The sequence below is a fragment of the Motilibacter aurantiacus genome (assembly GCF_011250645.1).
Taxonomy (GTDB): Bacteria; Actinomycetota; Actinomycetes; order Motilibacterales; family Motilibacteraceae; genus Motilibacter_A; species Motilibacter_A aurantiacus.
In genome coordinates this window covers 161,368-187,392 of the sequence record NZ_JAANNO010000004.1, presented here as the reverse complement: position 1 = coordinate 187,392, position 26,025 = coordinate 161,368, and the positions used below count along the sequence as shown (strand labels likewise).

General features: G+C 72.0%; 26 protein-coding genes. 16 read left to right on the top strand and 10 right to left on the bottom strand.

Translation table 11 applies throughout. From position 1 onward, the window contains the following. Window positions 1-62 precede the first annotated feature (62 nt). From G9H72_RS09525 to G9H72_RS09510, 4 genes are read left to right on the top strand one after another with little or no spacing between them, the layout of a single operon-like run. A complete protein-coding gene (locus G9H72_RS09525) occupies window positions 63-1,025 on the top strand; it encodes a branched-chain amino acid ABC transporter permease (RefSeq protein ID WP_166170579.1) in 963 nt (320 codons plus the stop codon). Further along, window positions 1,022-2,140: a branched-chain amino acid ABC transporter permease gene (locus G9H72_RS09520; protein ID WP_166170262.1), complete on the top strand. Its 1,119-nt coding sequence runs from the start codon at window positions 1,022-1,024 to the stop codon at window positions 2,138-2,140. The genes G9H72_RS09525 and G9H72_RS09520 overlap by 4 nt, the downstream gene beginning before the upstream one ends. After that, on the top strand, window positions 2,137-2,913 hold the full coding sequence (locus G9H72_RS09515; RefSeq protein ID WP_166170260.1) for an ABC transporter ATP-binding protein: 777 nt from the start codon (window positions 2,137-2,139) through the stop codon (window positions 2,911-2,913). Before G9H72_RS09520 ends, G9H72_RS09515 begins: the two co-directional genes overlap by 4 nt. Beyond that, window positions 2,903-3,616 carry an ABC transporter ATP-binding protein gene (locus G9H72_RS09510; RefSeq protein WP_166170258.1) on the top strand — a complete coding sequence of 238 codons (714 nt, stop codon included), beginning with the start codon at window positions 2,903-2,905 and terminating at the stop codon, window positions 3,614-3,616. Before G9H72_RS09515 ends, G9H72_RS09510 begins: the two co-directional genes overlap by 11 nt. Window positions 3,617-3,641: 25 nt before the next feature. On the opposite strand, the gene G9H72_RS09505 is transcribed toward G9H72_RS09510, so the two are convergent. Beyond that, window positions 3,642-4,424 (bottom strand): DUF554 domain-containing protein, encoded by a 783-nt coding sequence (locus G9H72_RS09505; RefSeq protein WP_166170256.1) that lies wholly within the window; start codon window positions 4,422-4,424, stop codon window positions 3,642-3,644. Window positions 4,425-4,619: 195 nt separating this feature from the next. Between G9H72_RS09505 and G9H72_RS09500 the strand changes: the two genes are divergently transcribed. Beyond that, complete coding sequence (locus tag G9H72_RS09500) at window positions 4,620-5,204, top strand: GNAT family N-acetyltransferase (RefSeq protein ID WP_166170254.1); 585 nt, start codon at window positions 4,620-4,622, stop codon at window positions 5,202-5,204. A 19-nt stretch (window positions 5,205-5,223) separates the two neighbouring features. On the opposite strand, the gene G9H72_RS09495 is transcribed toward G9H72_RS09500, so the two are convergent. Continuing rightward, complete coding sequence (locus G9H72_RS09495; RefSeq protein ID WP_166170252.1) at window positions 5,224-6,171, bottom strand: glycoside hydrolase family 43 protein; 948 nt, start codon at window positions 6,169-6,171, stop codon at window positions 5,224-5,226. 345 nt (window positions 6,172-6,516) lie between these two features. Here G9H72_RS09495 and G9H72_RS09490 point away from each other — a divergent pair, with 345 nt between their 5' ends. Genes G9H72_RS09490 through G9H72_RS09480 form a run of 3 tightly spaced genes read left to right on the top strand, consistent with a single transcriptional unit; the run spans window position 6,517 to window position 9,737 of the window. Further along, window positions 6,517-7,863, top strand: coding sequence for an ABC transporter substrate-binding protein (locus G9H72_RS09490; RefSeq protein WP_166170250.1), 1,347 nt, complete (start codon window positions 6,517-6,519; stop codon window positions 7,861-7,863). A 7-nt stretch (window positions 7,864-7,870) separates the two neighbouring features. Next, the gene (locus tag G9H72_RS09485) at window positions 7,871-8,851 is read left to right on the top strand and encodes a carbohydrate ABC transporter permease (RefSeq protein ID WP_166170248.1); all 981 of its coding nucleotides are present in this window, start codon (window positions 7,871-7,873) and stop codon (window positions 8,849-8,851) included. A gap of 1 nt (window position 8,852) precedes the next feature. Further along, a complete protein-coding gene (locus G9H72_RS09480) occupies window positions 8,853-9,737 on the top strand; it encodes a carbohydrate ABC transporter permease (RefSeq protein WP_166170246.1) in 885 nt (294 codons plus the stop codon). A 99-nt stretch (window positions 9,738-9,836) separates the two neighbouring features. Here the strand turns inward: G9H72_RS09480 and G9H72_RS09475 are convergent, their stop codons facing one another. Continuing rightward, window positions 9,837-10,184 (bottom strand): PaaI family thioesterase, encoded by a 348-nt coding sequence (locus G9H72_RS09475; protein WP_166170577.1) that lies wholly within the window; start codon window positions 10,182-10,184, stop codon window positions 9,837-9,839. A gap of 132 nt (window positions 10,185-10,316) precedes the next feature. On the opposite strand from G9H72_RS09475, the gene polA reads away from it, so the two are divergent. Continuing rightward, the gene (gene polA, locus G9H72_RS09470) at window positions 10,317-13,094 is read left to right on the top strand and encodes a DNA polymerase I (RefSeq protein WP_331272138.1); all 2,778 of its coding nucleotides are present in this window, start codon (window positions 10,317-10,319) and stop codon (window positions 13,092-13,094) included. Between the two features lie 28 nt (window positions 13,095-13,122). Beyond that, window positions 13,123-13,623, top strand: coding sequence for a hypothetical protein (locus G9H72_RS09465; RefSeq protein WP_231126702.1), 501 nt, complete (start codon window positions 13,123-13,125; stop codon window positions 13,621-13,623). A gap of 5 nt (window positions 13,624-13,628) precedes the next feature. Here the strand turns inward: G9H72_RS09465 and G9H72_RS09460 are convergent, their stop codons facing one another. The 3 genes from G9H72_RS09460 to G9H72_RS09450 all read right to left on the bottom strand — a co-directional run bounded on the left by G9H72_RS09460 (window position 13,629) and on the right by G9H72_RS09450 (window position 16,056). Further along, window positions 13,629-13,823 carry a hypothetical protein gene (locus G9H72_RS09460; RefSeq protein WP_166170244.1) on the bottom strand — a complete coding sequence of 65 codons (195 nt, stop codon included), beginning with the start codon at window positions 13,821-13,823 and terminating at the stop codon, window positions 13,629-13,631. 231 nt (window positions 13,824-14,054) lie between these two features. Further along, window positions 14,055-15,110, bottom strand: a complete 1,056-nt coding sequence (locus G9H72_RS09455) for an iron-siderophore ABC transporter substrate-binding protein (protein WP_166170242.1) — start codon at window positions 15,108-15,110, stop codon at window positions 14,055-14,057. 55 nt (window positions 15,111-15,165) lie between these two features. Then, window positions 15,166-16,056: a class I SAM-dependent methyltransferase gene (locus G9H72_RS09450; protein ID WP_166170240.1), complete on the bottom strand. Its 891-nt coding sequence runs from the start codon at window positions 16,054-16,056 to the stop codon at window positions 15,166-15,168. 248 nt (window positions 16,057-16,304) lie between these two features. Between G9H72_RS09450 and rpsA the strand changes: the two genes are divergently transcribed. From rpsA to uvrB, 3 genes are all read left to right on the top strand, one after another. Further along, complete coding sequence (gene rpsA / locus G9H72_RS09445) at window positions 16,305-17,765, top strand: 30S ribosomal protein S1 (protein ID WP_166170238.1); 1,461 nt, start codon at window positions 16,305-16,307, stop codon at window positions 17,763-17,765. 85 nt (window positions 17,766-17,850) lie between these two features. Continuing rightward, on the top strand, window positions 17,851-18,459 hold the full coding sequence (gene coaE, locus G9H72_RS09440; RefSeq protein ID WP_166170236.1) for a dephospho-CoA kinase: 609 nt from the start codon (window positions 17,851-17,853) through the stop codon (window positions 18,457-18,459). Between the two features lie 61 nt (window positions 18,460-18,520). Next, window positions 18,521-20,638, top strand: coding sequence for an excinuclease ABC subunit UvrB (gene uvrB, locus G9H72_RS09435; RefSeq protein WP_166170234.1), 2,118 nt, complete (start codon window positions 18,521-18,523; stop codon window positions 20,636-20,638). A 63-nt stretch (window positions 20,639-20,701) separates the two neighbouring features. On the opposite strand, the gene G9H72_RS09430 is transcribed toward uvrB, so the two are convergent. Then, window positions 20,702-21,274, bottom strand: coding sequence for a hypothetical protein (locus G9H72_RS09430; RefSeq protein ID WP_166170232.1), 573 nt, complete (start codon window positions 21,272-21,274; stop codon window positions 20,702-20,704). Between the two features lie 371 nt (window positions 21,275-21,645). Here G9H72_RS09430 and G9H72_RS09425 point away from each other — a divergent pair, with 371 nt between their 5' ends. The 3 genes from G9H72_RS09425 to G9H72_RS09415 are packed head-to-tail and all read left to right on the top strand — an operon-like array spanning window position 21,646 to window position 24,113. Continuing rightward, window positions 21,646-22,035, top strand: a complete 390-nt coding sequence (locus G9H72_RS09425; protein WP_331272137.1) for a group I truncated hemoglobin — start codon at window positions 21,646-21,648, stop codon at window positions 22,033-22,035. Between the two features lie 57 nt (window positions 22,036-22,092). Beyond that, on the top strand, window positions 22,093-23,232 hold the full coding sequence (locus tag G9H72_RS09420; RefSeq protein WP_166170229.1) for a globin domain-containing protein: 1,140 nt from the start codon (window positions 22,093-22,095) through the stop codon (window positions 23,230-23,232). Continuing rightward, window positions 23,229-24,113 (top strand): DivIVA domain-containing protein, encoded by an 885-nt coding sequence (locus G9H72_RS09415; protein ID WP_166170227.1) that lies wholly within the window; start codon window positions 23,229-23,231, stop codon window positions 24,111-24,113. Before G9H72_RS09420 ends, G9H72_RS09415 begins: the two co-directional genes overlap by 4 nt. Before the next feature lie 23 nt (window positions 24,114-24,136). On the opposite strand, the gene G9H72_RS09410 is transcribed toward G9H72_RS09415, so the two are convergent. From G9H72_RS09410 to G9H72_RS09400, 3 genes are read right to left on the bottom strand one after another with little or no spacing between them, the layout of a single operon-like run. Continuing rightward, window positions 24,137-24,415 (bottom strand): PqqD family protein, encoded by a 279-nt coding sequence (locus G9H72_RS09410; protein WP_166170225.1) that lies wholly within the window; start codon window positions 24,413-24,415, stop codon window positions 24,137-24,139. Continuing rightward, window positions 24,412-25,284: a hypothetical protein gene (locus G9H72_RS09405; protein WP_166170223.1), complete on the bottom strand. Its 873-nt coding sequence runs from the start codon at window positions 25,282-25,284 to the stop codon at window positions 24,412-24,414. The genes G9H72_RS09410 and G9H72_RS09405 overlap by 4 nt, the downstream gene beginning before the upstream one ends. Then, window positions 25,281-25,958 (bottom strand): MBL fold metallo-hydrolase, encoded by a 678-nt coding sequence (locus G9H72_RS09400; RefSeq protein WP_166170221.1) that lies wholly within the window; start codon window positions 25,956-25,958, stop codon window positions 25,281-25,283. Before G9H72_RS09400 ends, G9H72_RS09405 begins: the two co-directional genes overlap by 4 nt. Window positions 25,959-26,025: the final 67 nt, after the last annotated feature.

Sequence of the window (26,025 nt, the reverse complement as noted above, 5' to 3'; positions counted from 1 at the left end):
TCCTGTCTGTGCCCACTACTGCCCATCGCCTTGCGTAGGCGGGCCCCAGTCCTGGGAAAGGCATCGTGAGTAATTTCGTTGACCTGTTCTGGTCGTCGACGATCGACGGCTTGACGATCGGGTCCATCTACGCCCTGGTGGCGCTGGGCTACACGCTCGTCTACGGCGTGCTCCGCCTGATCAACTTCGCACATTCCGAGATCTTCATGATCGGCACTTTCGCGTCGGTCGGCACGATCTCCCTCTTCGGGCTGACCGGCCCGGCCAGCGGGCTCACGCTCGTGCTCGTCCTGTTCTGCACCGCGGCGGCCGGCATGGCCGCCTCCGGCGCGAGCGCGGTCGTCCTGGAGCGGGTGGCGTACCGCCGCCTGCGGACCCGCGGCAGCAGCCGGCTCGCGGCGCTGATCTCCGCGATCGGCGCGAGCCTCTTCCTGCAGGAGGTCTTCGCGCTGCGCTGGAGCAACGGCGAGCTGCACGCCAGCGGGCGCGACTACGTCAACAGCGAGCGCGTGCTCGAGAAGACCGAGCTCTTCAGCATCGGCGACGGCATCGTCCGCAACGACAAGCTGCTGGTCTTCGTCGCCGCGATCGCGATGATGATCGTCCTCGACCGCTTCGTGAACCGCACCCGCCTCGGCCGCGGCATCCGGGCCACCGCGCAGGACAGCGAGAGCGCGGTCCTCATGGGCGTCAACATCAACCGCGTCGTGGTCCTGACGTTCCTCATCGGTGGTGCCATGGCCGGCCTGGCCGGCGCGCTCTACGTCGTCTACTTCGACCAGACGCGCTACATCATCGGCTTCGTGCTCGGCATCAAGGCGTTCACCGCCGCCGTCCTCGGCGGGATCGGCAACCTGCGCGGCGCGCTGCTGGGCGGGTTGACGATCGGGCTCGTCGAGAACTACGGCGCGAGCATCTGGGGCGCCGAGTGGAAGGACGTCATCACGTTCTCGATCCTGGTGCTGGTCCTGCTGTTCCGTCCGAACGGCATCCTCGGTGAGGCGCTCGGGAGGTCGAAGGCATGAGCACGGCACTGTTCAAGGAGCGGATCAAGGGCGGCGGCCGGCCGCGTACGCCCATCCCGAGCTTCGGCGGTCTTCCGACCCCCGTGCGCTGGGCGGTCTACATCGCGCTCGTCGCGCTGGCCGCGGCCCTGCCGTCGATCCCCGGCGTCGCCGACATCATGAGCCCGCAGAACGACTGGGCGTCCGTCCTGGTCTTCCCGATCGGGCTCTACATCCTCATGGCCCTCGGCCTGAACGTCGTCGTCGGCTACGCCGGCCTGCTCGACCTCGGCTACGTCGCGTTCTTCGCGATCGGCGCCTACACGAACGCCATCCTGGGCTCCGAGTACGGCTGGGGCTTCTGGGAGGCGCTGCCGGTCGGCATCCTGCTGTCGATGATCGCGGGCCTGCTGCTCGGCACCCCGACGCTGCGGCTGCGCGGCGACTACCTCGCCATCGTCACCCTCGGGTTCGGCGAGATCATCCGCGTCACGGCGAACAACACCGACTGGCTCGGCGGGCCCCGGGGCGTCACCAACGTCCCGCGGCCGCCGGCGATCGGTGACCTGGAGTTCGGCGCGCTGAGCACCAAGCCCTACTGGTACCTCGTGCTCGCGCTCATCGTCCTGGTCATCATCATCGGCAAGCGGCTCGAGCGCAGCCGGGTCGGCCGGGCCTGGGCCGCGATCCGCGAGGACGAGGACGCCGCCGAGCTGATGGGCGTGCCGACGCTGAAGTTCAAGCTGGCGTCGTTCGCGATCGGCGCGGGCATCGCCGGGGCCGGAGGGGCCGTCTACGCGAGCCGGACGACGGCGATCCTGCCGGACAACTTCCCGTTCGTGCTCTCGGCGCTGATCCTCGCCGCTGTGGTCCTCGGCGGCTCGGGCAACATCGCCGGCGTGATCCTCGGCGCGTTCCTGGTCGCCTGGCTGCCGGAGCGGTTCCGCGAGTTCCAGGAGTTCCGTCAGCTGTTCTTCGGTGCGGCTCTCGTGCTCATCATGCTGTTCCGCCCGCAGGGCCTGCTGCCCAATGCGAGACGGAAAGCGGAGCTGCAAGAAGGCACCGGCGGCATGGGCACGCTCGGGGCCGAGGTCGGCGCGGCGGCGACTCAGACGGTCGAGGTGGACAAGAAGTGAGCACCCTGCTCCAGCTCTCCGGGCTGACCATGCGGTTCGGCGGGCTGACCGCCGTGAACAACCTGGACCTGCACGTCGACGAGGGCGAGATCTTCGCCCTGATCGGGCCGAACGGAGCCGGCAAGACGACGGTCTTCAACGTGACGACAGGCGTCTACCAGGCGACCGAGGGCACGATCACGTTCGACGGCAAGCAGCTGAAGAGCGGTGGCGGGCCGCACAAGGTGACCCGTCACGGCATCGCCCGCACGTTCCAGAACATCCGGCTGTTCGCCAACATGACGGCGCTCGAGAACGTCATGGTCGGCGCCGACGCCCGGCACAAGACCGGCCCGATCAACGCCATCTTCGGGCTCCCGCTGCACCGCAAGGAGGAGCGGGCGGGCAAGGCGCGCGCCCTGGAGCTGCTCGAGCTGGTCGGGATCCGGCGGGTCGCGGAGGAGACGTCGAAGAACCTCTCCTACGGTGACCAGCGGCGGCTCGAGATCGCCCGCGCCCTGGCCACCGAGCCCAAGCTGCTGCTCCTCGACGAGCCGGCGGCCGGCATGAACCCCGCCGAGAAGGTCGAGCTGCAGGCGCTCATCCGGCGGATCCGCGACACGGGGGTCTCCGTCCTGCTCATCGAGCACGACATGAGCCTCGTCATGACCATCAGCGACCGCGTCGCGGTCCTCGACTTCGGCCAGAAGATCGCCGAGGGGCTGCCTGCCGAGGTGCAGAACGACCCCCGCGTCATCGAGGCCTACCTGGGAGCGCCCGCAGATGCTTCTTGAGATCGACGACATCTCGGTCTACTACGGCAAGATCGCCGCGCTCAAGGGCGTGACGGTCGCGGTGGACGAGGGCGAGATCGTCGCGCTGATCGGTGCCAACGGTGCGGGCAAGACCACCACGCTCAAGACGATCTCCGGGCTCCGGTCGGTCGCCAAGGGCGCGGTCCGGCTCGCGGGCAAGGACATCACCAACGTCCCCGGGCACGAGCGGGTGGCGCTGGGGCTCTGCCAGGCGCCGGAGGGCCGGGGGATCTTCCCCGGGCTCACGGTTCTGGAGAACCTCCACATGGGGTCCTACATCCGCAAGGGTGACGTCTCCGCGGACGTCGAGCGCGTCTTCACGCTCTTCCCGCGGCTGAAGGAACGGCAGAAGCAGGCCGGAGGGACGCTGTCCGGCGGCGAGCAGCAGATGCTCGCCATCGGCCGCGCGCTGATGGCCCAGCCGAAGGTGCTGCTGCTGGACGAGCCCTCGATGGGGCTCGCACCGAAGATCATCCAGCAGATCTTCGAGATCATCCAGGAGATCAACGAGCAGGGCGTCACCGTCCTGCTCGTGGAGCAGAACGCGGCTCAGGCGCTCGCTCTCGCGGACCGGGCGTACGTCCTGGAGACCGGGCGGGTGGTGCGCAGCGCCACCGGCCGCGAGCTGCTGAACGACCCGTCCGTGCGCGCCGCGTACCTCGGCGGCGACGTCTCGCACTGACGCCGGCCCGGCTCGGCCGCCCCGCTCACCGCAGCGCTGACACCAGCGCCACGAGGAGCGGGGCGGCCAGCAGCGCGGGCAGCAGGTCCGCGACCGGCACGGGCCGCACCCGCAGCAGCCGCAGGCCGACGCCGACCAGCAGCAGTCCGCCGACGGCGGTCATCGCCGAGATGTGGGCGTCGGGGACGACCTCCCCGAGCAGCGCGCCCACGAGCGTGAACGTCCCTTGCACCAGGGCCACGGGAAGCGCGGCGGCTCCCACGCCCCAGCCCAGCGAGGCGGCGAACGCCAGGGACGCGAAGCCGTCCAGCGCGGCCTTCACCGAGAGCTCCTCGATGCCGAGCCCGAGGCCGTCCGAGAGCGGCCCGAGGATCGCCAGCGGCCCGACGCAGTAGACGAGGCTCGCGGTCACGAACCCGGCGATGAACCGGTCGCGGCTCGCGGCCGCGATGGGGTCGTCCGCGGGCTGGCCGTGCTGCGTGACGGGCCCCCGGCTCAACGCCCTGCGGATCCGCCCGCCGAGCGACTCGAGCCGGTCCTCCACCCTGACGAGCGAGCCGACGACGCCGCCGAGCAGCAGCGAGCCGAGCACGATCAGGACCGGGGCCGCGTCGCCCACCTCGTCCGACAGCGCGGCGTCGCCCACCGCGACGGCGTTCAGCCCCCCGAGCAGCAGGGTGGTGAGGCCGAGCCCGTCGGTGACCACGTCGCGGGTGCGCTGCGGAAGCCGCTCGCCGAGCCGGGCGCCGACCGCCGTCCCGATCAGGATCGTTGCGACGTTCAGAACCGTTCCGGCACCGACGAACACGGGATGAACACTCCTTGCCGGGAATTCCAGGGGCCGGGCTAGCCGAAGCGTTGATCTCGTCGTAGGCTCCGCCCGGGCTTGATCGCAGCGGAAAGCCTACGGTGCACGGGGGGCCGGTCTTCGCACGCCGTACGAGCGCTCGTGGGCTGCTGTCCACGAAGCGTTCACGAGCGCGCCCGTCCGACAGGAGGAGCGGTGCCACGTCCAGCGGTCTCCGTCCGCGCTGCCACGCGGGAAGATGTGCCTGCGCTGCTCGACATGTGGGCGGAGCTGCGCGAGCTCTCGCGTGACCGAGCCGCGCCGGTGCCCACCGAGCGCGGGGTGCTGGACCGGCTCGACCGGGCGGACGCCGACCCGGGGCTGCGCATCGTGGTGGCGACCCTGGACGGTGCCGTCGCGGGAATGGCGGTCCTCACGCACCAGCCCTATGCCGCGCTTTTCGACGTGCATTCGGTGCATCTGCACTTCATGCACGTCCGTGACGGTTTTCGGCGCAAGGGCGTGGGCCACGCGCTCGTGGCGGCGGCGGCGGCCTACGCCGAGGACATGGGCGCCGACCACGTCATGACCAGCACGCTGCCCACGGCCCGCGACGCCAACCGGTTCTACGCCCGCCTCGGGTTCGCCCCGATGGTCGTCCGCCGGTCGGCGCCGGTCGCGACCGTGCGACGCCGACTGGCGGCCGACGCGGGCGTGCCCGAGGCGGTCGAGGGAGTCGTGGCCCGGCGGCGCTCGCTGCGGTCGCGCAGCCGGCTGCGCGTGGCCCGGCTGGCCGACTAGCCCCGACGCCGGCGCCGCGTCACCGCTCGCGCGGCAGGACGGTCGGGCCGTACGTCGGCCCGAGGACCCGCGGGCCCGAGTCGTCCCACACGACCGGGTCGAGGCACATCCGCCGGGCAGTACGCCCGGTGTCCCACGCGTGGTAGACCACGACGTCCTGCCCTTCCGGGCCCTGGACCACGCAGTTGTGCCCCGGCCCGAGCACCGCGCCGGGCACGGTGCGCAGCAAGGGCGGCACGCCCGCCGGCTCGGCCCACGGCCCGAGCGGGCTGTCGGCGACGGCGTACGCCACCCCGTAGCTCTCCTCGCCCCAGTTCCCCCCGGAGTAGAAGAGGTAGTAGCGGCCGGCGTGCGCGCGCACGAACGGGCCCTCCAGGGTGTGCCAGTCGTAGACCTGGCCGTACATCTCGCGCTCGCGCAGGAAGATCTGCCAGTCGCCGGAGGGCCGGAGCAGGGTGCGTGGCTCGCCGCGCAGCCTCGTCATGTCCTCGAGCACGTCGACCGCGACCATCGTGCCCACGCGGTCGCCCTCGAGGACGTCCCGGGCGTAGAAGAGGTACCAGGTGCCGTCGGCGTCGCGGAAGGGACTGGCGTCGATGGCGAACCGCTCGTCGGGCGTGAGGTTGGCCCCCGTGTCGACGAAGGGCCCGGTAGGGGTGTCGGCCACGGCGACGCGCAGGTGGTGGCCCTTGTCCCCGTGCCCCACCGAGTAGTACATCCACCACCGCCCGTCGTGCTCGGCCACCTCCGGCGCCCAGTAGTCCGCGCCGAGGGACGGGTCGGCCAGCAGCTCCAGCGCGCCGCCCGCCGAGGCCCACGAGACGAGGTCGGGCGAGGTCAGCACCTCGAACGCCCGCCCGTCGACGACCGCTCCCGTTCCGTACGCGACGTACCCGTCGGCGGTGCGCAGCACGAAGGGGTCGGCGAAGTAGCCGTCGAACACCGGGTTGCGGTAGGGCGTGGGCATGACGGAAGTATCACAACTTGCGTGGCAACTGTTGCAACAGCTGTCAAAGGTGTAATTTGCCGACACCACAGCTGAAGCTCCATTCCGGCGGCGGAACCGGGAAGGGGCGTCCGACTTCCCGGAGCCGGCGGCGTCGCACGGCGCCGCGGCTCCGGCCGCCGGTCCAGACCAGGGCCGACCTCCCGCCCGCGCGCGTACCGGAGCACCGGGCGCACGCCGGTCGCTCGGCCGCGTGCCGGGCTGGAGGCTGACCGTCCCCTTCCCCGGGCCCCGCTCCAGCGGGCTCGGGCCGGTCCCACCACTTCGGCCGCTGCGAAGCAGCGGGAGCCCTAGGAGTCGACAACGATGTCGAGAGCAGCACGGAACGAGCAGTCCATCTCGCGCCGCCACTTCCTCGGACTGGGGGTGGGCGCGGCCGCCGGCGCGATGATCGCCGGCTGCGGCGGTGGCAAGAGCGCGAGCGAGGCCGCCGGTGGCGGCGGTGCGCAGCCGGCGCAGACGTTCAGCGGGACGTACGACGGCCCGGAGGTCACGCTCTCGTACTGGAACGGCTTCACCGGCGGCGACGGCCCCTTCATGAAGCAGCTGGTCAAGGACTTCACCGCCGAGCACCAGAACATCAAGATCGCCGAGAACACGGTCCAGTGGAACGAGTACTACCAGCGGATGCCTGCTGCCGTCACCGCGGGCAAGGGGCCCGACGTCGGGGCGATGCACCTGGACCAGCTGGCCACCAACGCGGCCCGCAAGGTCATCGTCCCGGTGGACGACCTGGCCGCCTCGCTCGGGCTGACGGAGGACGACTTCACCACCGAGGTCTGGAACGCGGGGATCTACCAGGACGCCCGCTACGGCATCCCGCTGGACGTGCACTCCCTGGCGATGTACTCGCTCAACGACCCCCTGCAGAAGGCCGGGGTGACCGAGATGCCGACCGACAACGACTCGTTCATGGCCACCCTGGACCAGCTCAAGTCCTCCGGCACGGCGAACCCCTTCTGGATGCCGACCCGCTGGCCCGCCCACCTCATGTTCCTGTCGTTGCTGTGGCAGAACGGCGGAGAGCCGTACGCCGAGGACGGCACGAAGGCGACGTTCGACTCCGAGGAGGGCGTGGCTGCGCTGCAGTGGATGGTCGACGTGATCAACAAGGGCTACAGCCCGAAGAACGTGGCCCAGGACTCGCAGTACGTCGCGTTCAAGAACGGCGAGGTGCCGATCACCTGGGACGGGATCTGGCAGATCAACGACCTCAAGACCGCCGGCGTGGAGAACACGCTGTCGCCGATCCCGAAGATCGGCGAGACGGACCACGTCTGGGCCAACTCGCACAACTTCTACATCACCCGGCAGACGACGGGTGACGACAACAAGCTCCAGGCGGCGAAGGTCTTCATCGACTGGATCAGCAGGAAGTCGGCCGAGTGGGCGGGCGCCGGCATGATCCCCGCGCGCAAGTCCGTGCGTGACTCCGCCCAGGTGCAGGACTCGCCGCAGGGCCCGATCGCCGCGAAGATCGACACGCTCAAGTTCCTGCCCCCGGTGCCCGGCCTCGGTGACGTCCAGGCCCAGACCCTCGAGATCGCCGTCGCCAACGCGACCCTGGGCAAGGAGTCCCCGGCGGACGCCCTGTCGTCGCAGGCGGCCAGAGCCTCCAAGCTGATGGAGGAGAACAAGAAGAAGTTCGGGTGAGGTCGGCATGAGCACCCCGACACGCCCCACCGAGCGCGAGGTCGCCGCACCTGCCCCGGCGGCCGACCGCCTGCAGGCCTCGACCGCGCGGCGCTCGAGGTCGGGGCGGCGGACGTCCTGGGCGACCCCTTGGCTGTTCCTGCTGCCGTACCTGGTGCTGTTCGGCACCTTCGTCCTCGCGCCGATCGTCTACGGCGTCTGGATCAGCCTCCACGACTACGACTACACGCTGCCCGGCAAGCCCTGGGTGGGGCTGCGGAACTACACCAACCTCTTCGACTCCGAGTCGGTGACGGCGGGGCCGTTCTGGGACGGCATGAAGGCCACGGCGATCTTCACCGTGTTCAGCGTCCCGCTGCTCCTCGTCGTCCCGCTCGCCGTCGCGGTCGTGATGAACCAGAGGTTCCGCGGGCGCAACCTGTTCCGCGCCGTGTACTTCGCCCCGTACGTCCTCGGGGTCGCGGTGATCGGGGTGCTGTGGCGGTTCCTGCTCGACCGCAACATCGGGATCGTCAACCACTATCTGGGCGTCGTCGGCCTGCCCGACGACATCCCCTGGCTCACGTCCGTGCCGGAGGCCTGGGTCGCGCTCGTCGGCGTCACGGTCTGGTGGACGCTCGGCTTCAACGCCGTGATCTACCTGGCGGGGCTGCAGGACATCCCGAACGAGCTCTACGAGGCCGCGAAGGTCGACGGGGCCAACGCCTGGCAGCGCTTCCGCAACGTGACGCTGCCCGGCCTGCGGCCGGTCACCTCCTTCGTCACGATGGTGACCATCATCGCCTCGGTCAACATGTTCGGCCAGTCCTACCTGATGACCCTGGGGCAGCCGGGGACGGACACCCGGACCGCGATCTACGCGATCACCGAGACCGGGCTGCGCAACTTCCGGATGGGGGACGCGGCGGCCATGAGCTACGTGCTGACTCTCGTCCTCATGCTGCTCAGCCTGGCCGTCTTCTGGCTGTTCCGCGAGAGGAAGTCCTGAGATGGCGACCGTGCTCGAGAGGCCCGCGGCTCCCGAGGCCACCGGGGAGCGGCGCGGGCGCGGGCGCGGCGGGCGGCTTGCCGCGCGCTACGTCGTGCTCACGATCCTCGCGCTGATCTTCATCAGCCCGCTGATCTTCATGTTCGTCACGTCGTTCAAGACGCGGCAGGAGGCGACGGCCGTCCCGCCCAGCTGGATCCCCGACGACCCGACGCTGGGGGCGTACCGCGCGATCCTGGACGCGGAGGGGACACCGGTCCTGCGCTGGTTCGCCAACAGCATGATCGCGGCCGCGGCCAACGCGGCGCTGGTGGTCGCGACCGCGGCGATGGCGGCGTACCCGCTGGCGCGGATGGACTTCCGGTTCAAGCGGGTGGTGTTCGCGCTCATCATCGGCACGCTGTTCGTGCCGCCGGTCATCCTGATCATCCCGAACTACCTCATCGTGGGCGAGCTGCAGTGGCTCGACACCCTGTGGGCGGTGATCGTGCCGACGGCAGCCTCGGCGTTCGGGGTCTTCTTCCTGCGCCAGTTCTTCCTCTCGCTTCCCAACGAGCTGGAGGAGGCCGCGCTGCTCGACGGGGCCAACAAATGGCAGATCTTCTCCCGGGTGATCCTGCCGCTGTCGCGCCCCGCGCTGGTCACGCTGGCGCTGCTGGCGTTCCTCACCAACTGGAACGACTTCCTGTGGCCGGTCTACGTGCTGTTCAGCCCGGAGACGCAGACGCTGCCACCGGGCCTGTCGACCCTGCAGTCGGCCAACAACGTCCGCTACGACCTGATCATGGCCGGCGCCGTCATCGCCAGCGCGCCGGTGCTCGCGCTGTTCGTCTTCGCCCAGCGTTTCGTGATCGAGGGGGTGTCGCGCTCCGGGCTCAAGGGGTGACGCGCTCCTGCGGAACGGCGAGGGCGGGGCTGCTGCGGCGGGCCCGCCCTCGCCCGTGCCGGCCGCCCGGGCCGGCCGCCTGGGCCGCGCGTCCCGAGCTCAGCGCAGGTCGCGCAGGGCGCAGGTGACCCGGGCCGAGCAGATGCGCCGGGACGCGTCGTCGGTGAGCACCACGTCGTACGTCGCCAGCGTGCGGCCCAGGTGGACGGCGGTGGCGACGCCGGTGATGGTCGCGCCGGTGCCCGGCCGGTGGTGGCTGGCGTTGATCTCGACGCCAGCCCCGGCCCGGCCCGGCCCGGCGTGCAGGGTGGCCCCGATCGAGGCGAGCGTCTCGGCGAGGACCGCCGAGGCCCCCCCGTGCAGGACCCCGAACGGCTGGGTGTTGCCCTCCACCGGCATCGTCCCGGCCACGCGCGCGGGCGTCGCCTCCGTCACGACGATGCCCATGCGCTCGGTCAGCGGGCTCGGCGCGAAGCCCAGGTCGGCCGGTCCGGGAAAGTCCACCCGGGGAGCCTAGAGCGGTGCGGTGACGGACGAGGCGGGGCCGGGCTGTCCCCGGTCGCGCCTACGATTCAGGGCGTGGCGGGAACCAGCGGGACGACGGTGGCGGACGGCGGCACGGTGACGGCAGGGGTGCCGGCAGGTGGGACCGCCAGGGGGGATGCGCAGGCGGGCGCCACTTCGCGGACGGGCGGGCGGCTGCTCCTGCTCGACGGGCACTCGCTGGCCTACCGAGCCTTCTACGCGCTGCCGGTGGAGAACTTCAACACCTCGACCGGGCAGCCGACCAACGCGGTCTACGGCTTCACGTCGATGTTGATCAACATGCTCCGCGACGAGCAGCCGACCCACGTGGCCTGCACCTTCGACGTGGGGCGCGCGACGTTCCGCACGACCGCGTTCCCGGAGTACAAGGCGAACCGCACCAAGTCCCCGAGCGAGTTCGGGACCCAGGTCCCGCTGATCCGCGAGGTGCTCGAGGCGCTGCGCATCCCCGTCGTGACCGCGGAGGGCTTCGAGGCCGACGACGTCATCGCGACCCTCGTCGACCGGGCCGAGCCCGAGGGCTACGAGATCCTCATCAGCAGCGGCGACCGGGACTCGTTCCAGCTCGTCAGTGACAACGTGACCGTGCTCTACCCCAAGCGCGGCGTCAGCGAGATCTCCCGCATGACGCCGGACGCCGTGCAGGAGCGCTACGGCCTCTCCCCGGCGCAGTACCCCGACTTCGCCGCCCTGCGCGGCGACCCGAGCGACAACCTGCCCAACATCCCGTCGGTGGGGGAGAAGACCGCGGCGAAGTGGGTCGTCGAGTTCGGCTCGCTCGACGCCATCATCGACCGCGTCGACGAGGTGAAGGGCAAGGCCGGGCAGGCGCTGCGCGACCACCTCGCGCAGGTCATCCGCAACCGCGAGCTCACCGAGCTGCGCCGCGACGTGCCGATCGACGTCCAGCCGGACGACCTCGTCTGGCAGTCGTTCGACCGCGACGCGGTCCACCAGGTGTTCGACACCCTGCAGTTCCGCGTGCTCCGCGAGCGGCTCTACGAGGCGTTCGCGCCGGAGGCGCCGAGCGCCGAGGAGGGCTTCGAGATGGCGGGCCAGGTGCTCGCCCCCGGCGCCCTGCGGGCGTGGCTCGAGGCGCACGCCTCCGGGGCCGCCCGGACCGGTGTGCACGTGCTCGGCACGTGGCGGAGCGGCAGCGGGGAGGTGCACGGCCTCGCGCTGGCGGCCGGGGACGGCACGGCGATGTACGTCGACCCGGCCCAGCTGCTGCCCGACGACGACGACGCGCTGGCCGAGTGGCTCGCCGACCCCCGCCGGCCCAAGGCGCTGCACGACGCGAAGGGCCCGCTGCACGCGCTGCGCGAGCGCGGCTGGCAGCTGGCGGGGGTCACGAGCGACACCCAGCTCTCGGCGTACCTCGCCCGGCCGGACACCCGGACGTTCGACCTGTCCGACCTCGTCATCCGCTATCTGCAGCGCGAGCTGCGGGCCGAGGGGGGCGACGACGGGCAGCTGTCGCTCGACGGCGTGGACGAGGACGCGCGGGCGCAGAACGCGATGTTGCGTGCTCGGGCGGTGGTCGACCTGGCCGACGCGCTCGACGTCGAGCTCGAGGAGAAGGGACAGGGGCCGCTCCTGCAGGAGGTCGAGCTCCCGCTCGTGCCGCTGCTCGCCCGCCTCGAGCGGGACGGCGTCGCGGTCGACCTGGACCACCTCGGCGGGCTCGAGGCGTACTTCGCCGACCACGTGAAGCAGGCGGCGGACGAGGCGTACGCGGTCATCGGCAAGGAGATCAACCTCGGCTCACCGAAGCAGCTGCAGGTCGTGCTGTTCGACGAGCTGAAGATGCCGAAGACCAAGCGCACCAAGACCGGCTACACCACCGACGCGGACGCGCTGCAGTCGCTGTTCGTGCAGACCGAGCACCCGTTCCTGGCCCACCTGCTCCGTCACCGCGACGCGTCCCGGCTCAAGCAGACGGTCACCGGGCTGCTCGCGGAGGTGCGCGACGACGCCCGCATCCACACCACGTTCAACCAGACGATCGCAGCGACCGGGCGGCTCTCCTCGACCGACCCGAACCTGCAGAACATCCCCATCCGCACGGAGGAGGGGCGCCGCATCCGGGAGGGCTTCGTCGTCGGCCCGGGCTTCGAGTCGCTCATGACCGCCGACTACAGCCAGATCGAGATGCGGATCATGGCTCACCTGTCCGAGGACGAGGGGCTGATCGAGGCGTTCCAGTCGGGGGAGGACCTCCACGCCTTCACCGCCTCGCGGGTCTTCGGCGTCGCGCCGGCCGAGGTCTCCCTCGAGCAGCGGGCGAAGATCAAGGCGATGTCGTACGGCCTGGCCTACGGGCTGTCCGCCTACGGCCTGGGCAAGCAGCTCACCATCGGCTACGACGAGGCCCAGGGCCTGATGGACGAGTACTTCGAGCGGTTCGGCGGCGTGCGCAACTACCTGCGCGACATCGTCGCGAAGGCTCGGCTGTCCGGCTACACCGAGACGGTCCTGGGGCGCCGCCGCTACCTGCCGGACCTCACCAGCGACAACCGCCAGCGCCGGGAGATGGCCGAGCGGATGGCGCTCAACGCCCCCATCCAGGGCTCGGCCGCCGACATCGTGAAGGTCGCCATGCTCAAGGTCGACGCCGCGATGGCGGCGGCGAAGCTCAGGTCGCGCATGCTGCTGCAGGTGCACGACGAGCTGGTGCTCGAGGTCGCCGCGGGCGAGCGCGACGAGCTGGAGGCGCTGCTGCGCCGCGAGATGGGCGCCGCGGCCAGCCTGTCGGTCCCGCTCGACGTCAGCGTGGGCGTGGGGCGCACGTGGCAGGACGCGGGGCACTGACCGCACGACGGCGGCCGCGGGGGGCGGGGTGGTCCTGATCCGGCTCGGTGAGCTGCCGCCTCCGGCCCGCCAGCTCGCCGACGCCGTCACCGACGCCGTCGGCGCGGCGGGGGCCGGTGACGCCGCCGCGTACGACGAGGCGGTGGCCCGGCTGGCCATGCAGGAGCCCGAGCGCGTAGGGCTGGTGCTCGGCTCGGTCGTCCGCCAGCTGCTCGAGGAGTCCTACCCCGACGGCCTGGCGGCGGACGAAGTGCTCGACGCGCTCGACGGCACCGTGCGGGCGGCCGCGGCGTGGGCGCCGGTGGACGCGGACGTGCTCGTGTCGGTGGTGGCCGGGGCACTCGGCATCCACGAGGTCGACACGCCGGAGGGGGCCGAGCGCCCCCGGCAAGTACGCCCGGGCGAGCTCGCCGCGCACGCCCCGCTCCTGGCGGCCGAGCTCCTGGACCGGGTGCGGCGGCCGCTGCGGCACTACCTCGAGCAGGCCTTCGGCGAGATCTGGCGGGCGGAGACGGTAGAGCTGCCCTGAGGCGCTCAGCCGTCCGCGGCCTGCGCCTCGGAGGGGGCCATCAGGGCGGCGGCGACGGTCAGGGCGACGGTGACGGCGAGGAACTGGGCGACGAACGGCCAGCCGGCCTTCCAGGCGCCCAGACCGGCGACGAGGACCTCCGCGACGGCCAGCACCAGCAGCCAGCGCGTGAGGATCCGACGAGAGCGTGGGGGTAGCACGGCGCCGGGTATACCCAGCGGGCCCCGGGTTAGCTGAGAGCTGCGCCACTCGTTCGGCTGACCGTCCACCACCACCGGCGTGCGTCGGCCGGGCGCCGGAGGAGTGGAAGCGCGGGCGGGCAGCCTTGGCGCACCGCCGGCGGCGCCCGTCACCCCGGGGGCGTCCGCTCACGGACGCGGTCCTGCCGGTGGGGACGGGCGCCGGCCGGAGCGGCTGGAACGGCCCGGCCGTCACGCCTTCTCGGCCGCCTCGACGAGCTGCGGGACGAACGTGTCCAGCGACCACGGGATGCTGAGCACGCTCACCGCGGACGTGGCGAACACGAAGCTCTGGTCGGTGAGCGCGACGTACGAGCCGCGCTGCACGGCGGGGAGCTCCTGGAACAGCTTCTGCGCCTCGACCTGCTTCTGGACGTCCTCCGAGCCGTACCACATGACGAGCACGTCGGAGTCGAGCGTGTCGGCCTGCTCGATGCTGACGTCCGCGTAGAACTGGCCGGACCCGGGCTTCAGCGTCTCGATGCCGGGAGCCGGCTCCATCCCCATGCCGGTCAGCAGGGTGACCCGCGGGTCGCCGGTGACGTAGGCCGAGATGGCGCCCGGCCCCGCCGCGTTGCCGTAGGTGAAGCTCTTGCCGGCCAGGACCGGGTTGTCGGTCCCCGCCTTCGCGATGGCCTGCTCGGTCTCGGCCACCAGCTGCTGGGCCTCCGTGGACTTGCCGAGGGCGGCGCCGACCAGCGTCGTCTGCTCCTGCCAGCTGGTCAGCCACGGGGTCTCGGGATACGCCACCGTCGGGGCGATCTGCGCGAGCCGGTCGTAGTCGGCCTGCTGGATGCCGCTGTAGGTCGCGAGGATGACGTCCGGCTGCAGCGCCGCGACGGCCTCGAACGGCACCCCGTCGCTCTCGTCGAGCAGCGTCGGCGCCTGGCCGGCGAGCTTGTCCTCGTTCCAGGGCAGGATGCCCTGGGCGTTGCCGCCGTAGGTGAACTTCGGCATGCCCACGGGGACCACCCCGAGCGCGAGCGCCACGTCCTGGCTGCCCCAGCCGAGGGTCACCACGCGCTCGGGCTGCTCCTCGATCGTCGTGGTGCCGAGGGCGTGCGGGATCGAGACCGGGAACGCGCCGGCGGCCGCCGAGCCCGACGGCTGCGCCTCGGCCCCGCCGCCGGAGCCCGTCGCGCCCCCGTCGTCGGACCCTCCGCACGCGGACACCAGCCCGACCGCCACGACGCTCAGGACGACGGCGGCGCGCCGGCGGAGACGGGCCAGGGGGAGGGCGTACGGCATGGAGGCTCCTGACGTGCTGTCCAACAGGTCAGGCAAGCCTAACCTGGCCGGCCGCCTACGCCTCCCGGCCCGCCGGCCCCTCGCACACGAAGACGGCGGTGCCGGGCAGCAGCCGCCCGCGCAGCGGGCTCCATCCGCCCCAGCTGCGGTCGTGGCCGGCGGGCCACTCCGGCTCCACCAGGTCCAGCAGCCGCAGCCCGGCTGCGGTCAGCTCCCGCACCCGGTCCCCGAGGGTGCGGTGGTGCTCCACGTAGGTCGCCCTGCCCGACTCGTCCTGCTCCACGTAGGGGCGGCGGTCGAAGTACGAGTCCCGCGCGGTGAGCCCCGCGGGGCCGGGGTCGTCGGGGAAGGCCCAGCGGATCGGGTGGGTGACCGAGAAGGCCCAGCGGCCGCCCGGCCGCAGCACGCGGGCCACCTCCCGCATCACCTCCAGGGAGTCTGCGACGAAGGGCACGCCGCCGTAGGCCGAGCAGACGATGTCGAACGAGCCGGTGGCGAAGGGCAGGCGCTGGGCGTCGGCCTGGACGACCGGCACGGAGGTGCCGAGCCTGGCGTCGATGCGCCGGGAGGCCTGCAGCTGGCCGAACGACACGTCCAGCGCGACCACCCGCTCGGCCCCCTCGCCCATCAGCCAGCGGGCGCACTGGGCGGCGCCGCAGCCGATCTCGAGCACGCTGCGACCCGCCACGGGACCGAGCAGCCGGGCGTCGGCCTCGCGCAGCCCCTCCGGGCCCCACACGAAGTCGGCGTCACCGAGGAACCGGCCGTGCTCGTCCTGGTAGCCGTCGGCCGCCGCGTCCCACCAGTGCCGGTTCGCCCGCGCGCTCTCGAGCGGCCCCGCCGGACGTCGGGTGACGGCGTCGAGCCCGGTGCTCGTGCCGGTGCCCGTGCCGCTTCGGGCCGCCTTCTGGGGAGGAGAAGTGGCGTCGCCGGGCGAGGAGCTCACAGATGTCCCTTCCGTCGCGTTGACCGCTATGCTGCCGGGCCCTATCCTGTACAACGCGTACGTGGGCCTGCGCGACCTCGGACCGAGTGGGCCGCGCTCAGCAGTGTGAGCAACTGCGGTGTCGACGCGGGACTCCCCGCTCGGCGTCGTGCCTCTGGTGGACAGCCTCTGGTGCAGTTCGACACAGCCGACGACGGGTCCCGGGCGCACGCCGACACACTCATTGCCCGCTACGGAGCCCCTCCTACATGACGTCCACCCCAGTCGAGGCCCCTGCCACGCGCCAGGTCGCGATCAACGACATCGGGTCCGCGGAAGACTTCCTCGCCGCAATCGACTCCACGATCAAGTACTTCAACGACGGCGACATCGTCGACGGTGTCATCGTCAAGGTCGACCGGGACGAGGTCCTGCTCGACATCGGTTACAAGACCGAGGGCGTCATCCCCTCGCGCGAGCTCTCGATCAAGCACGACGTCGACCCCTCCGAGGTCGTCAGCGTCGGCGACAACGTCGAGGCCCTCGTCCTCCAGAAGGAGGACAAGGAGGGTCGGCTGATCCTGTCGAAGAAGCGCGCGCAGTACGAGCGGGCCTGGGGCACGATCGAGAAGATCAAGGAGGAGGACGGCGTCGTCACCGGCACCGTCATCGAGGTCGTCAAGGGCGGCCTCATCCTCGACATCGGCCTCCGCGGCTTCCTCCCGGCCTCGCTGGTCGAGATGCGCCGCGTCCGTGACCTGCAGCCGTACGTCGGCCGCGAGCTCGAGGCGAAGATCATCGAGCTGGACAAGAACCGCAACAACGTGGTCCTGTCCCGCCGCGCGTGGCTCGAGCAGACCCAGTCCGAGGTCCGCTCCACCTTCCTGCAGACGCTGCAGAAGGGCCAGGTGCGCTCCGGTGTCGTCTCCTCGATCGTCAACTTCGGCGCCTTCGTCGACCTGGGCGGCGTGGACGGCCTCGTCCACGTGTCCGAGCTCTCGTGGAAGCACATCGACCACCCGAGCGAGGTCGTCGAGGTCGGCCAGGAGGTCACCGTCGAGGTCCTCGACGTCGACATGGACCGCGAGCGGGTCTCCCTGTCGCTGAAGGCGACGCAGGAGGACCCGTGGCAGCAGTTCGCCCGCACGCACCAGATCGGCCAGGTCGTCCCCGGCAAGGTCACCAAGCTGGTGCCGTTCGGCGCGTTCGTCCGCGTGGACGAGGGCATCGAGGGCCTGGTCCACATCTCCGAGCTGGCCGAGCGCCACATCGAGCTGCCTGAGCAGGTCGTCCAGGTCGGCACGGAGATCTTCGTCAAGGTCATCGACATCGACCTCGAGCGCCGGCGCATCTCGCTGTCGCTCAAGCAGGCCAACGAGACCGGCGAGGCGCAGGGCGACACGTTCGACCCCACCCTCTACGGCATGGCCGCGACGTACGACGAGCAGGGCAACTACATCTACCCCGAGGGCTTCGACCCGGAGACCAACGAGTGGCTGCCCGGCCACGAGGCCCAGCAGGCCGAGTGGGAGCGTCAGTACGCCGAGGCGCAGGCGCGCTTCGAGGCGCACCGCAAGCAGATCGCGTCGGCCGCTCAGGCCGAGGTCGAGGCGTCGGCCGAGACGCCGTCGACCTACTCCTCGGACGCGCCCGTCGCGGACGCCGGCGGCACGCTCGCCAGCGACGAGGCGCTCGCTGCGCTGCGCGAGAAGCTCACCGGCGGGGCCTGACCGCACCGCTGGCCGAACGCCCCCTGCCCGTTCCGGGTGGGGGGCGTTCGGCGTTCCCGGCATGGACGGCAGGCAGGATGTCCGGATGCTGCAGATCGGGCTGACCGGCGGGATCGCGGCCGGCAAGTCGACGGCCGCCGCCCGCCTGGCCGAGCTCGGCGCCGTCGTCATCGACGCCGACGTGCTCGCGCGGGAGGCCGTGGCGCCCGGTACGCCGGGGCTGGCTGCCGTGGTAGAGGCCTTCGGCCGCGGGGTGCTCAGCGAGCAGGGTGCGCTCGACCGGGCCGCGCTCGGACGGCTCGTCTTCGCCGACCCCGAGGCGCGGGCACGGCTCGAGGCGATCGTCCATCCGGAGGTCGGGCGGCGCCGGGCCGAGCTGGCCGCCGCCGCCGCTCCCGGCGCCGTCGTGGTGCACGACGTGCCGCTCCTGGTGGAGAAGGGGCTGACCGCGGGCCTCGACCTCGTCGTCGTGGTCGACGCGCCGGACGACCTGCGCGTCCGGCGGCTGGTGGACGGCCGAGGGCTCTCGCCGGAGGAGGCGCGCGCCCGGGTGGCGGCGCAGGCCTCGCGGCCCGAGCGGCTGGCAGCGGCCGACGTCGTGCTCGACGGGAGCGGGCCGGCCGACGCGCTGCGCGCTCAGGTCGACCGGCTCTGGGAGCGCCTGGACGGGGCGGCGGCGTCCGCCCACGGCTGAGCCGCTGCCCGCCGGGCCGCTCGCCCGGCCGACTGTCGGTGGTGCGACGTACCTTCGATGGGTGCGACCCGTCACCGACCTCCAGCGCAGCGCCGCCACGCCGTTCCGCGTCGTCTCGGAGTTCGAGCCGAGCGGTGACCAGCCCACCGCCATCGCCGAGCTCGAGCGGCGGGTGCGGGCGGGGGAGAAGGACGTCGTGCTGCTCGGTGCCACCGGCACCGGCAAGAGCGCGACGACCGCGTGGCTCATCGAGCGGCTGCAGCGCCCCACCCTGGTCCTCGAGCCGAACAAGACCCTCGCCGCGCAGATGGCCAACGAGCTGCGCGAGATGCTCCCGAACAACGCGGTCGAGTACTTCGTCTCGTACTACGACTACTACCAGCCCGAGGCCTACGTCCCGCAGACGGACACCTACATCGAGAAGGACTCCTCGGTCAACGAGGAGGTCGAGCGGCTGCGCCACTCGGCGACGAGCTCGCTGCTCACCCGCCGGGACGCGGTCGTGGTGGCGACCGTCTCGTGCATCTACGGCCTGGGCACCCCGCAGGAGTACGTCGACCGCATGGTCGAGCTGCACGTCGGGATGGAGATCGACCGGGACTCGCTGCTGCGCCGCTTCGTCGAGGTGCAGTACACCCGCAACGACCTGGCCTTCACCCGCGGGACGTTCCGGGTGCGCGGCGACACCATCGAGATCATCCCGGTCTACGAGGAGCTCGCCGTCCGCATCGAGATGTTCGGCGACGAGATCGAGCGCATCATGATGCTCCACCCCCTGACCGGCGAGGTCATCGCCGAGCAGGAGCAGGTGCGTATCTTCCCCGCGACCCACTACGTGGCCGGCCCGGAGCGCATGGAGCGGGCGATCGCCGGCATCGAGCGCGAGCTCGCCGACCAGCTGGCCAAGATGGAGAAGCAGGGCAAGCTGCTCGAGGCCCAGCGGCTGCGCATGCGCACGACCTACGACATCGAGATGATGCGCCAGGTCGGCTTCTGCTCCGGCATCGAGAACTACTCGCTGCACATCGACGGCCGCGAGCCGGGCTCGGCCGCCAACACCCTGCTCGACTTCTTCCCCGAGGACTTCCTGCTCGTCATCGACGAGTCGCACGTCGCGGTGCCGCAGATCGGCGCGATGTACGAGGGGGACATGTCGCGCAAGCGGACGCTGGTCGAGCACGGCTTCCGACTGCCGAGCGCTATGGACAACCGGCCGCTCAAGTGGGAGGAGTTCCTCGAGCGCATCGGGCAGACGGTCTACCTGTCGGCCACGCCGGGGGCGTACGAGCTCACCCGCACCGGCGGCGAGTTCGTCGAGCAGGTCATCCGCCCGACCGGCCTGGTCGACCCCGAGGTGATCGTGAAGCCCACGAAGGGGCAGATCGACGACCTGGTCCACGAGATCCGGCAGCGCACCGAGCGCGACGAGCGCGTCCTGGTCACCACGCTGACCAAGAAGATGTCCGAGGACCTGACCGACTACCTGCTCGAGCTGGGGATCCGGGTGCGCTACCTGCACTCGGAGGTGGACACCCTGCGCCGGGTCGAGCTGCTGCGCGAGCTGCGGATGGGCGAGTACGACGTGCTCGTCGGCATCAACCTGCTCCGCGAGGGCCTCGACCTGCCCGAGGTGTCGTTGGTGGCGATCCTCGACGCGGACAAGGAGGGCTTCCTCCGCTCGGCGACCTCCCTGATCCAGACGATCGGGCGCGCCGCCCGCAACGTGTCCGGTCAGGTGCACATGTACGCGGACAAGATCACGCCGTCGATGGCGCAGGCGATCGAGGAGACGAGCCGCCGTCGCGAGAAGCAGGTCGCGTACAACAAGGAGCGGGGGATCGACCCGCAGCCGCTGCGCAAGCGGATCGCCGACATCACCGACCTGCTCGCGCGGGAGGAGGCCGACACGGCGGAGCTGCTCGGCGGGTCGGGGCGCCAGCAGTCGCGCGGCAAGTCCCCGGTCCCGGGGCTGTCCTCGAAGGCGGACGTCGGCGCGCACGCCAAGCAGTTGGCCTCGGGCATGCCGGCCAACGACCTGGCCGAGCTCATCCAGACGCTGACCGACCAGATGCGCACCGCAGCGGCGGAGCTGCAGTTCGAGCTCGCTGCCAGGCTTCGTGACGAGGTCCAGGAGCTCAAGAAGGAGCTGCGCGGGATGCGGACGGCCGGCGTCGGCTGACCCGCGAACGCGCGAAGGGGCGGCCCCGTGGGGGCCGCCCCTTCCTGCTGCTGCAGCTGGGTACTACTCGCCGCTGCTGGGCTCGTTGCAGGTGCGGACGAAGTAGACCGTGGTGCCGCTGCGGTAGGCACCGGTGTACTTGTCGCCGTCGCCGCAGCTGAAGAAGCTGCCGTCGAAGGTGTAGGTGATGCCGTCGACGAAGGTGACGCCCGCCGGCAGGGTGACGAACAGCGCTGCGGAGCCGGCGTAGGTCGTGGCGCCGAAGGTCGAGAAGCGGTTGCGCTCGGCGCTGGTCGCGTCGCGCCACGTCCCGACCTTGGACGTGATGAAGGTGCTGTCCTCGTTGTTGATCGTGCGGTCGAGGGTGTTGCCGCCGTTGTAGATGCTGAGCGCGACCTTGTCCGTGCCGCCGTCGATGTTGACCACCAGCACACCGCGCAGCGGGAGCTGGTCGATGCCGCCCGGAGGCGTCGGCCCGCCGCCGGGGAGCGGGCTGCCGACCGCGTGGGCCACGCCCGTGCTCTGCAGGACCGGTACCGCCCACACGGTGGCGACGCCCAGCGCACCTGCGCGCTTGAGCACCGTCCGCCGGTCGACCCCGTTCCCCCTCGGCAGCGTCGAAGCGCTGTCGTCCATCGGTGTCTCCTGTACGTGTGTTGTGCGGATTGGTGACGCGGTGCGGACGCTAGCAACTCCGGCCGAAACAGGGACGCACATTCGTCGGAAGTCAACCGTGCGGGGAGCCTGGCCAGCTCACAGAAGGGCCGATACCGGTACATACGCCCGGAAGGACTCGCGAGTGCTCGACGTGACGGTGCGGCCCGTCGTCTGCGACGCGCTGTCGCGGAATGGCTACGGAAAGCGGGGGCCTCGGCAATTCGCCGCCCTGGTGCGACGAGAGCTTGCGGGGCAAGACCCCGAAGTTGCAGATTGCGTTACGGACATCCCCGACACGCCCTACAGTCGGACCGCCGGACGGCCGTCCGGCGGTCGGTGAACGTTTGGGAGTGGGCGCGCACGTGTCGATCTACGAGGTCCTCGGCCGGGAGCACGGCATCCGTACGGCGGTGGACGACTTCTACGTGCGCGTCACGGGTGACCCTGCGCTGGCCCACTACTTCGCCGGGGTCGACATGGGGCGCCTGCGCCAGCACCAGACTGCGCTCCTGGTCCAGGTCACCGGAGGCCCGAAGGCGTACGACGGGCGGGAGCTGGCCACGGCCCACCGGCCGCTCTGCATCACGTCCGAGGACTTCGACCGGGTGGTCGGCCACCTCGCGGACACGCTGACCGCCCTCGGTGTGGACGAGGAGACCAAGGGCCAGGTCGCGGCCGCGCTCGGCGCGACCCGTGACGACATCGTGTCCGAGCCGGCTCCCGCGCGCTCGGAGGCCTGACCATCGTCGGGGCCTGTACCGGACAGCACGCACGGCCGTGGGGAAGGGGAGCATCTGGTGGACATCCAGCGAATGCGGCGTAGCTTCGAGATCGTCGGCGCCAACGGCGACGAGGTTCCGCTCTTCTTCTACTCGCACCTGTTCCTGAACTATCCCGAGACGCGCTCGCTGTTCCCCGTCTCGATGATGACCCAGCGCGACCGGCTCTTCGCGGCGCTCGGGCACATCGTGACGAATGTGGACGATGTGGACGTTCTTGTCCCGTTCCTGCAGGACCTCGGACGCGACCACCGCAAGTTCGGGACGCTGGCGGAGCACTACCCGGCCGTGGGGGCCAGCCTGCTGGCGACCCTCGAGCACTTCGCCGGGGACGCGTGGACGCCCGAGCTCGCCGCTGACTGGGCGGAGGCGTACGGCGTCATCGCCACGGTGATGACGGAGGCGGCCGCGGAGTCCGACGAGCCCGCCTGGTGGGACGCGCGCGTCGTCTCCCACGAGCGGCGCACGCTCGACATCGCGGTGATCCGCCTGGAGCCGCGACAGCGGCTCGACTTCTCCCCGGGCCAGGCGGTCGCGATCGAGACCGAGCTGCGCCCGCGGCTCTGGCGTTACTACGCCGTGGCCAACGCCCCCCGCGAGGACAACCTCATCGAGCTGCACGTCCGCGCCCAGGACGGCGGCCCCGTCAGCTCGGCGCTGGTCCGCCACCTCTCGGTGGGCGACCCCGTGCGCCTGGGCCCGGCGCAGGGCGACCTGGTGCTCGACGGTGGCTCCGACCGCGACCTGCTGCTCGTCGCGGGCGGGACCGGCGTCTCCGCCCTGAAGGCCATCCTCGACCAGGTCACGCAGGACGACGTGGCCCGGCGGGTGGACTTCTACGTCGGCGCCCGCACGGTCGAGGAGCTGTACGACCTGGAGAGCCTGCAGGAGCTCGCCCGCGCTCACCCGTGGGTGACGCTGGTCCCCGTCGTGTCCGACGAGGACGGCTTCGCCGGGGAGAAGGGCCTGGTCAGCGACATCGTGGTCCGCGACGGGCCGTGGGCGAGCCGGGACGTGTACGTGTGCGGGTCGCCGTCGATGGTGGACGAGACCGTCAAGGAGCTCGTCAAGGCGGGCGTGCCGGAGCACCGCATCCGAGCGGAGAGGTTCGCCCCGAGCCGGCCGGGGCCCAGTGCCGAAGGGAGCTTGACGTCATGACGACCCCGACGAACTCTGTCGCCGACAGCCAGGAGTGGGCGCGCCGGCTGAGCCCGGCCGACGTGCACAGCGTCCTGTTCGGCCGCTCCGGCCTCGGGCGCCGCGGTTACGACGTGACGGAGGTCGACGTCTTCCTCGAGCGCGTCCAGGTGGAGCTCACCCGGCTCATCCGCGAGAAGGGCGAGCTGCGGGACGAGGTGATCCGGCTCAAGGAGCAGGTGTCGAGCTCCGACGGCGCGGAGGGTGGGGGCGAGCGGCGCGACGCCGCGTCCCTGCAGGCCGTCCGCGTGCTCTCTGCGGCGCAGCAGACCGCGGACCAGTACGTCGCCGACGCCGAGCAGTACAGCCGGCGTGTCACGAGCGACGCCCGCCAGCACGCCGAGGAGCTGGTCGAGGAGGCCCGCACCCGGGCCAAGGCGATCCTCGACAACGCCGAGCGGGTCGCGCTGGAGGCCAGTGCGGCGGCCCAGCAGCAGGCCAACGGGGCTCCGGCTCTGCCCGCGGGGGCCAGCGTGGCCGCGACGGGCGAGGACGGGCCCGGCGCCGCCTCGGACACCGCCCGCACGCGACAGGAGCTCGAGGAGCAGGTCGCCTACCTGCGGGCGTTCGGGCAGGTGACCCGGGTGCAGCTGCGGGCGTACCTCGAGGCGCTGCTGCGCGACGTCGAGCTCGAGTGGGGCCGCGCCCAGCCGCAGGCGGTCGCGGCCCTTCCGGCCCTGCCCCCGGGGCTCAACGGCCTCGGCGGCCCGGTATCGCTCGGCAAGGACGGCTCCTCCGCCGCGGCCGGTACGGGTCGGCCCGGCGAGTCCCGCACCGAGCCCGCGGTCGACCTGTCCGCGCAGGAGCGCGAACGGGTCGAGGGCGCCGGCCTGCACGGCTGAGGACGGCCCGGCCTCGCCGGGAGCTATCGGTCCTCGGCGGGGTCGGCGAGCAGGCCTTCGTCGGCCAGCGAGCGCAGGACCTGCGACACCGCTGCGCCGACGTCGGCGTGGGACCGGCCGGACGCCACGACCAGCTCGTCGACGACCTCGTCGGTCGAGCGTCCCTGCTCCAGCAGGGCGGCCACCGCCGCCCCCACCGGGCTGAGCAGGTGCAGCCGACCGGCCTCCTCGTCGTAGCCGACCCGCTCGTCGGCCACGTCCACCCACAGGACGCCGGCGCGCAGCCGTGGGGACCCGGTCATGCCGCCTCCTCCTCGAGCGCGGCGCGCACGGCCGCCACCGCCTCGTCCAGCTCCCCGCGGTGCAGCCGTACCGCCCGGACGGTCTCGGCCAGCCGGGCCAGGACGGGCAGGTCACGGCGGGCGGTCCCCGGCCAGCCGAAGCAGCTACGGGCCATCTGCAGCACCGCCGAGCCAGGCGTCATCGGCTCCAGCCGCGTCTGCGTGCCGGGCGCGTACGACGCGAGAACGACGAGCCGGGCCGGCGGCACCGGGTCCGGGGCGATGCCGCCTGAGCCGGGCAGGCCGGGAGCGTCGACCAGCCACTGCTCCGGCAGCACGTCCGCGTCGGCCGGCCGTGCTGCGGGGAGCACGGGCCAGGAGCCGGGGTCGAGGCCGATCGGCTTGGGGTACCTCGTCAGCGTCAGCGTGGCCGGGTCGACGGCGACGGCCTCGTCGCTGACGTACGCGAAGCCCGCCCGTACCAGCCCGGTGACGAGCGTGGACTTCCCGGTCTCCATGGGCGCGGGCAGCAGCACCGTCGCGCCCGCCCAGGAGGCGGCCGCAGCGTGCAGCACCGTCGCCCGGGGCAGGGTCGCGGCCACCGCGTCGCGGTTCAGGTGCCAGAGCAGGTAGGCGGCCGGCAGCCACGGCCGGTCCGGCTCCACGAGCACGGGCTCACCGTTGCGCTCCAGCACGTGCCCCCGGTCGTCGCTGATCAGGCGGTACGCGACCGCCCGCGCGCCGTCCGGCGCCGGCGGCAGCCCGCTGAGCGCGCGGCGCAGGTACGCGGCGGCCCGGGCGTCGGCGACGTCGACCTCCACCACGGCGTCCAGCGCGAGGTACGGGCCGAGCCGGTGCGAGGCAGCCGCGCTGCCCACGGGGACGCTCACCAGCCGCGCGCGCGCCAGGCGCCGAGAGCCGGGCGCTCGGCCCCGAGCGTGGTGTCGCGGCCGTGGCCGGGATGCACGACGGCCGCGTCGGGCAGCGTGCCGAAGAGCTCGCGCTCCACGTCGTCGAGCAGTGAGATGAAGTCCGCGGGGGAGCCGGTCCTGCCGACGCCGCCGGGGAACAGCGAGTCGCCGGTGAGGACGTGCGGCTCCGGCTCGGACTCCTCGAGGACCAGTGCCACCGACCCCGGCGTGTGCCCGACGAGCGCGACGACGCGCAGCCGGGCCGCGCCCGAGCCCTCCTCGCCGACGCGGACCGTGTCCCCGTCCTCGAGCAGGTCGTCGGTCGGCACGGGTATGCCGGGCGCGTCCGGACGGCCTGCCGCCGTCCGCGCCCCGGTCGCCGCGACGACCGCGGACAGCGCTCCCCAGTGGTCCTGGTGCCGATGGGTGGTGACGACACGGTCGAGCCGACCCGCCGCGTGCTCGTCGATGAGGGCGAGCAGCCGCTCGGGCTCGGCGGCGGCGTCGACCAGGACTGTCCCGCCGGTGGCGCGGCAGCGCAGCAGGTAGGCGTTGTTGTCCATCGGCCCGACCGCCAGCTTGATCAGCGTCAGCGAGGGCAGCTCGAGCACGTCGGCGGGCCCGCCGACGCGTACGTCCCCGGTGTAGGTCACGGCGCCATCCTGCCCCGCCTGCCCGCGACGGCGATCGGCGAGGGCAGGGCAGGACGAGGGCAGGACC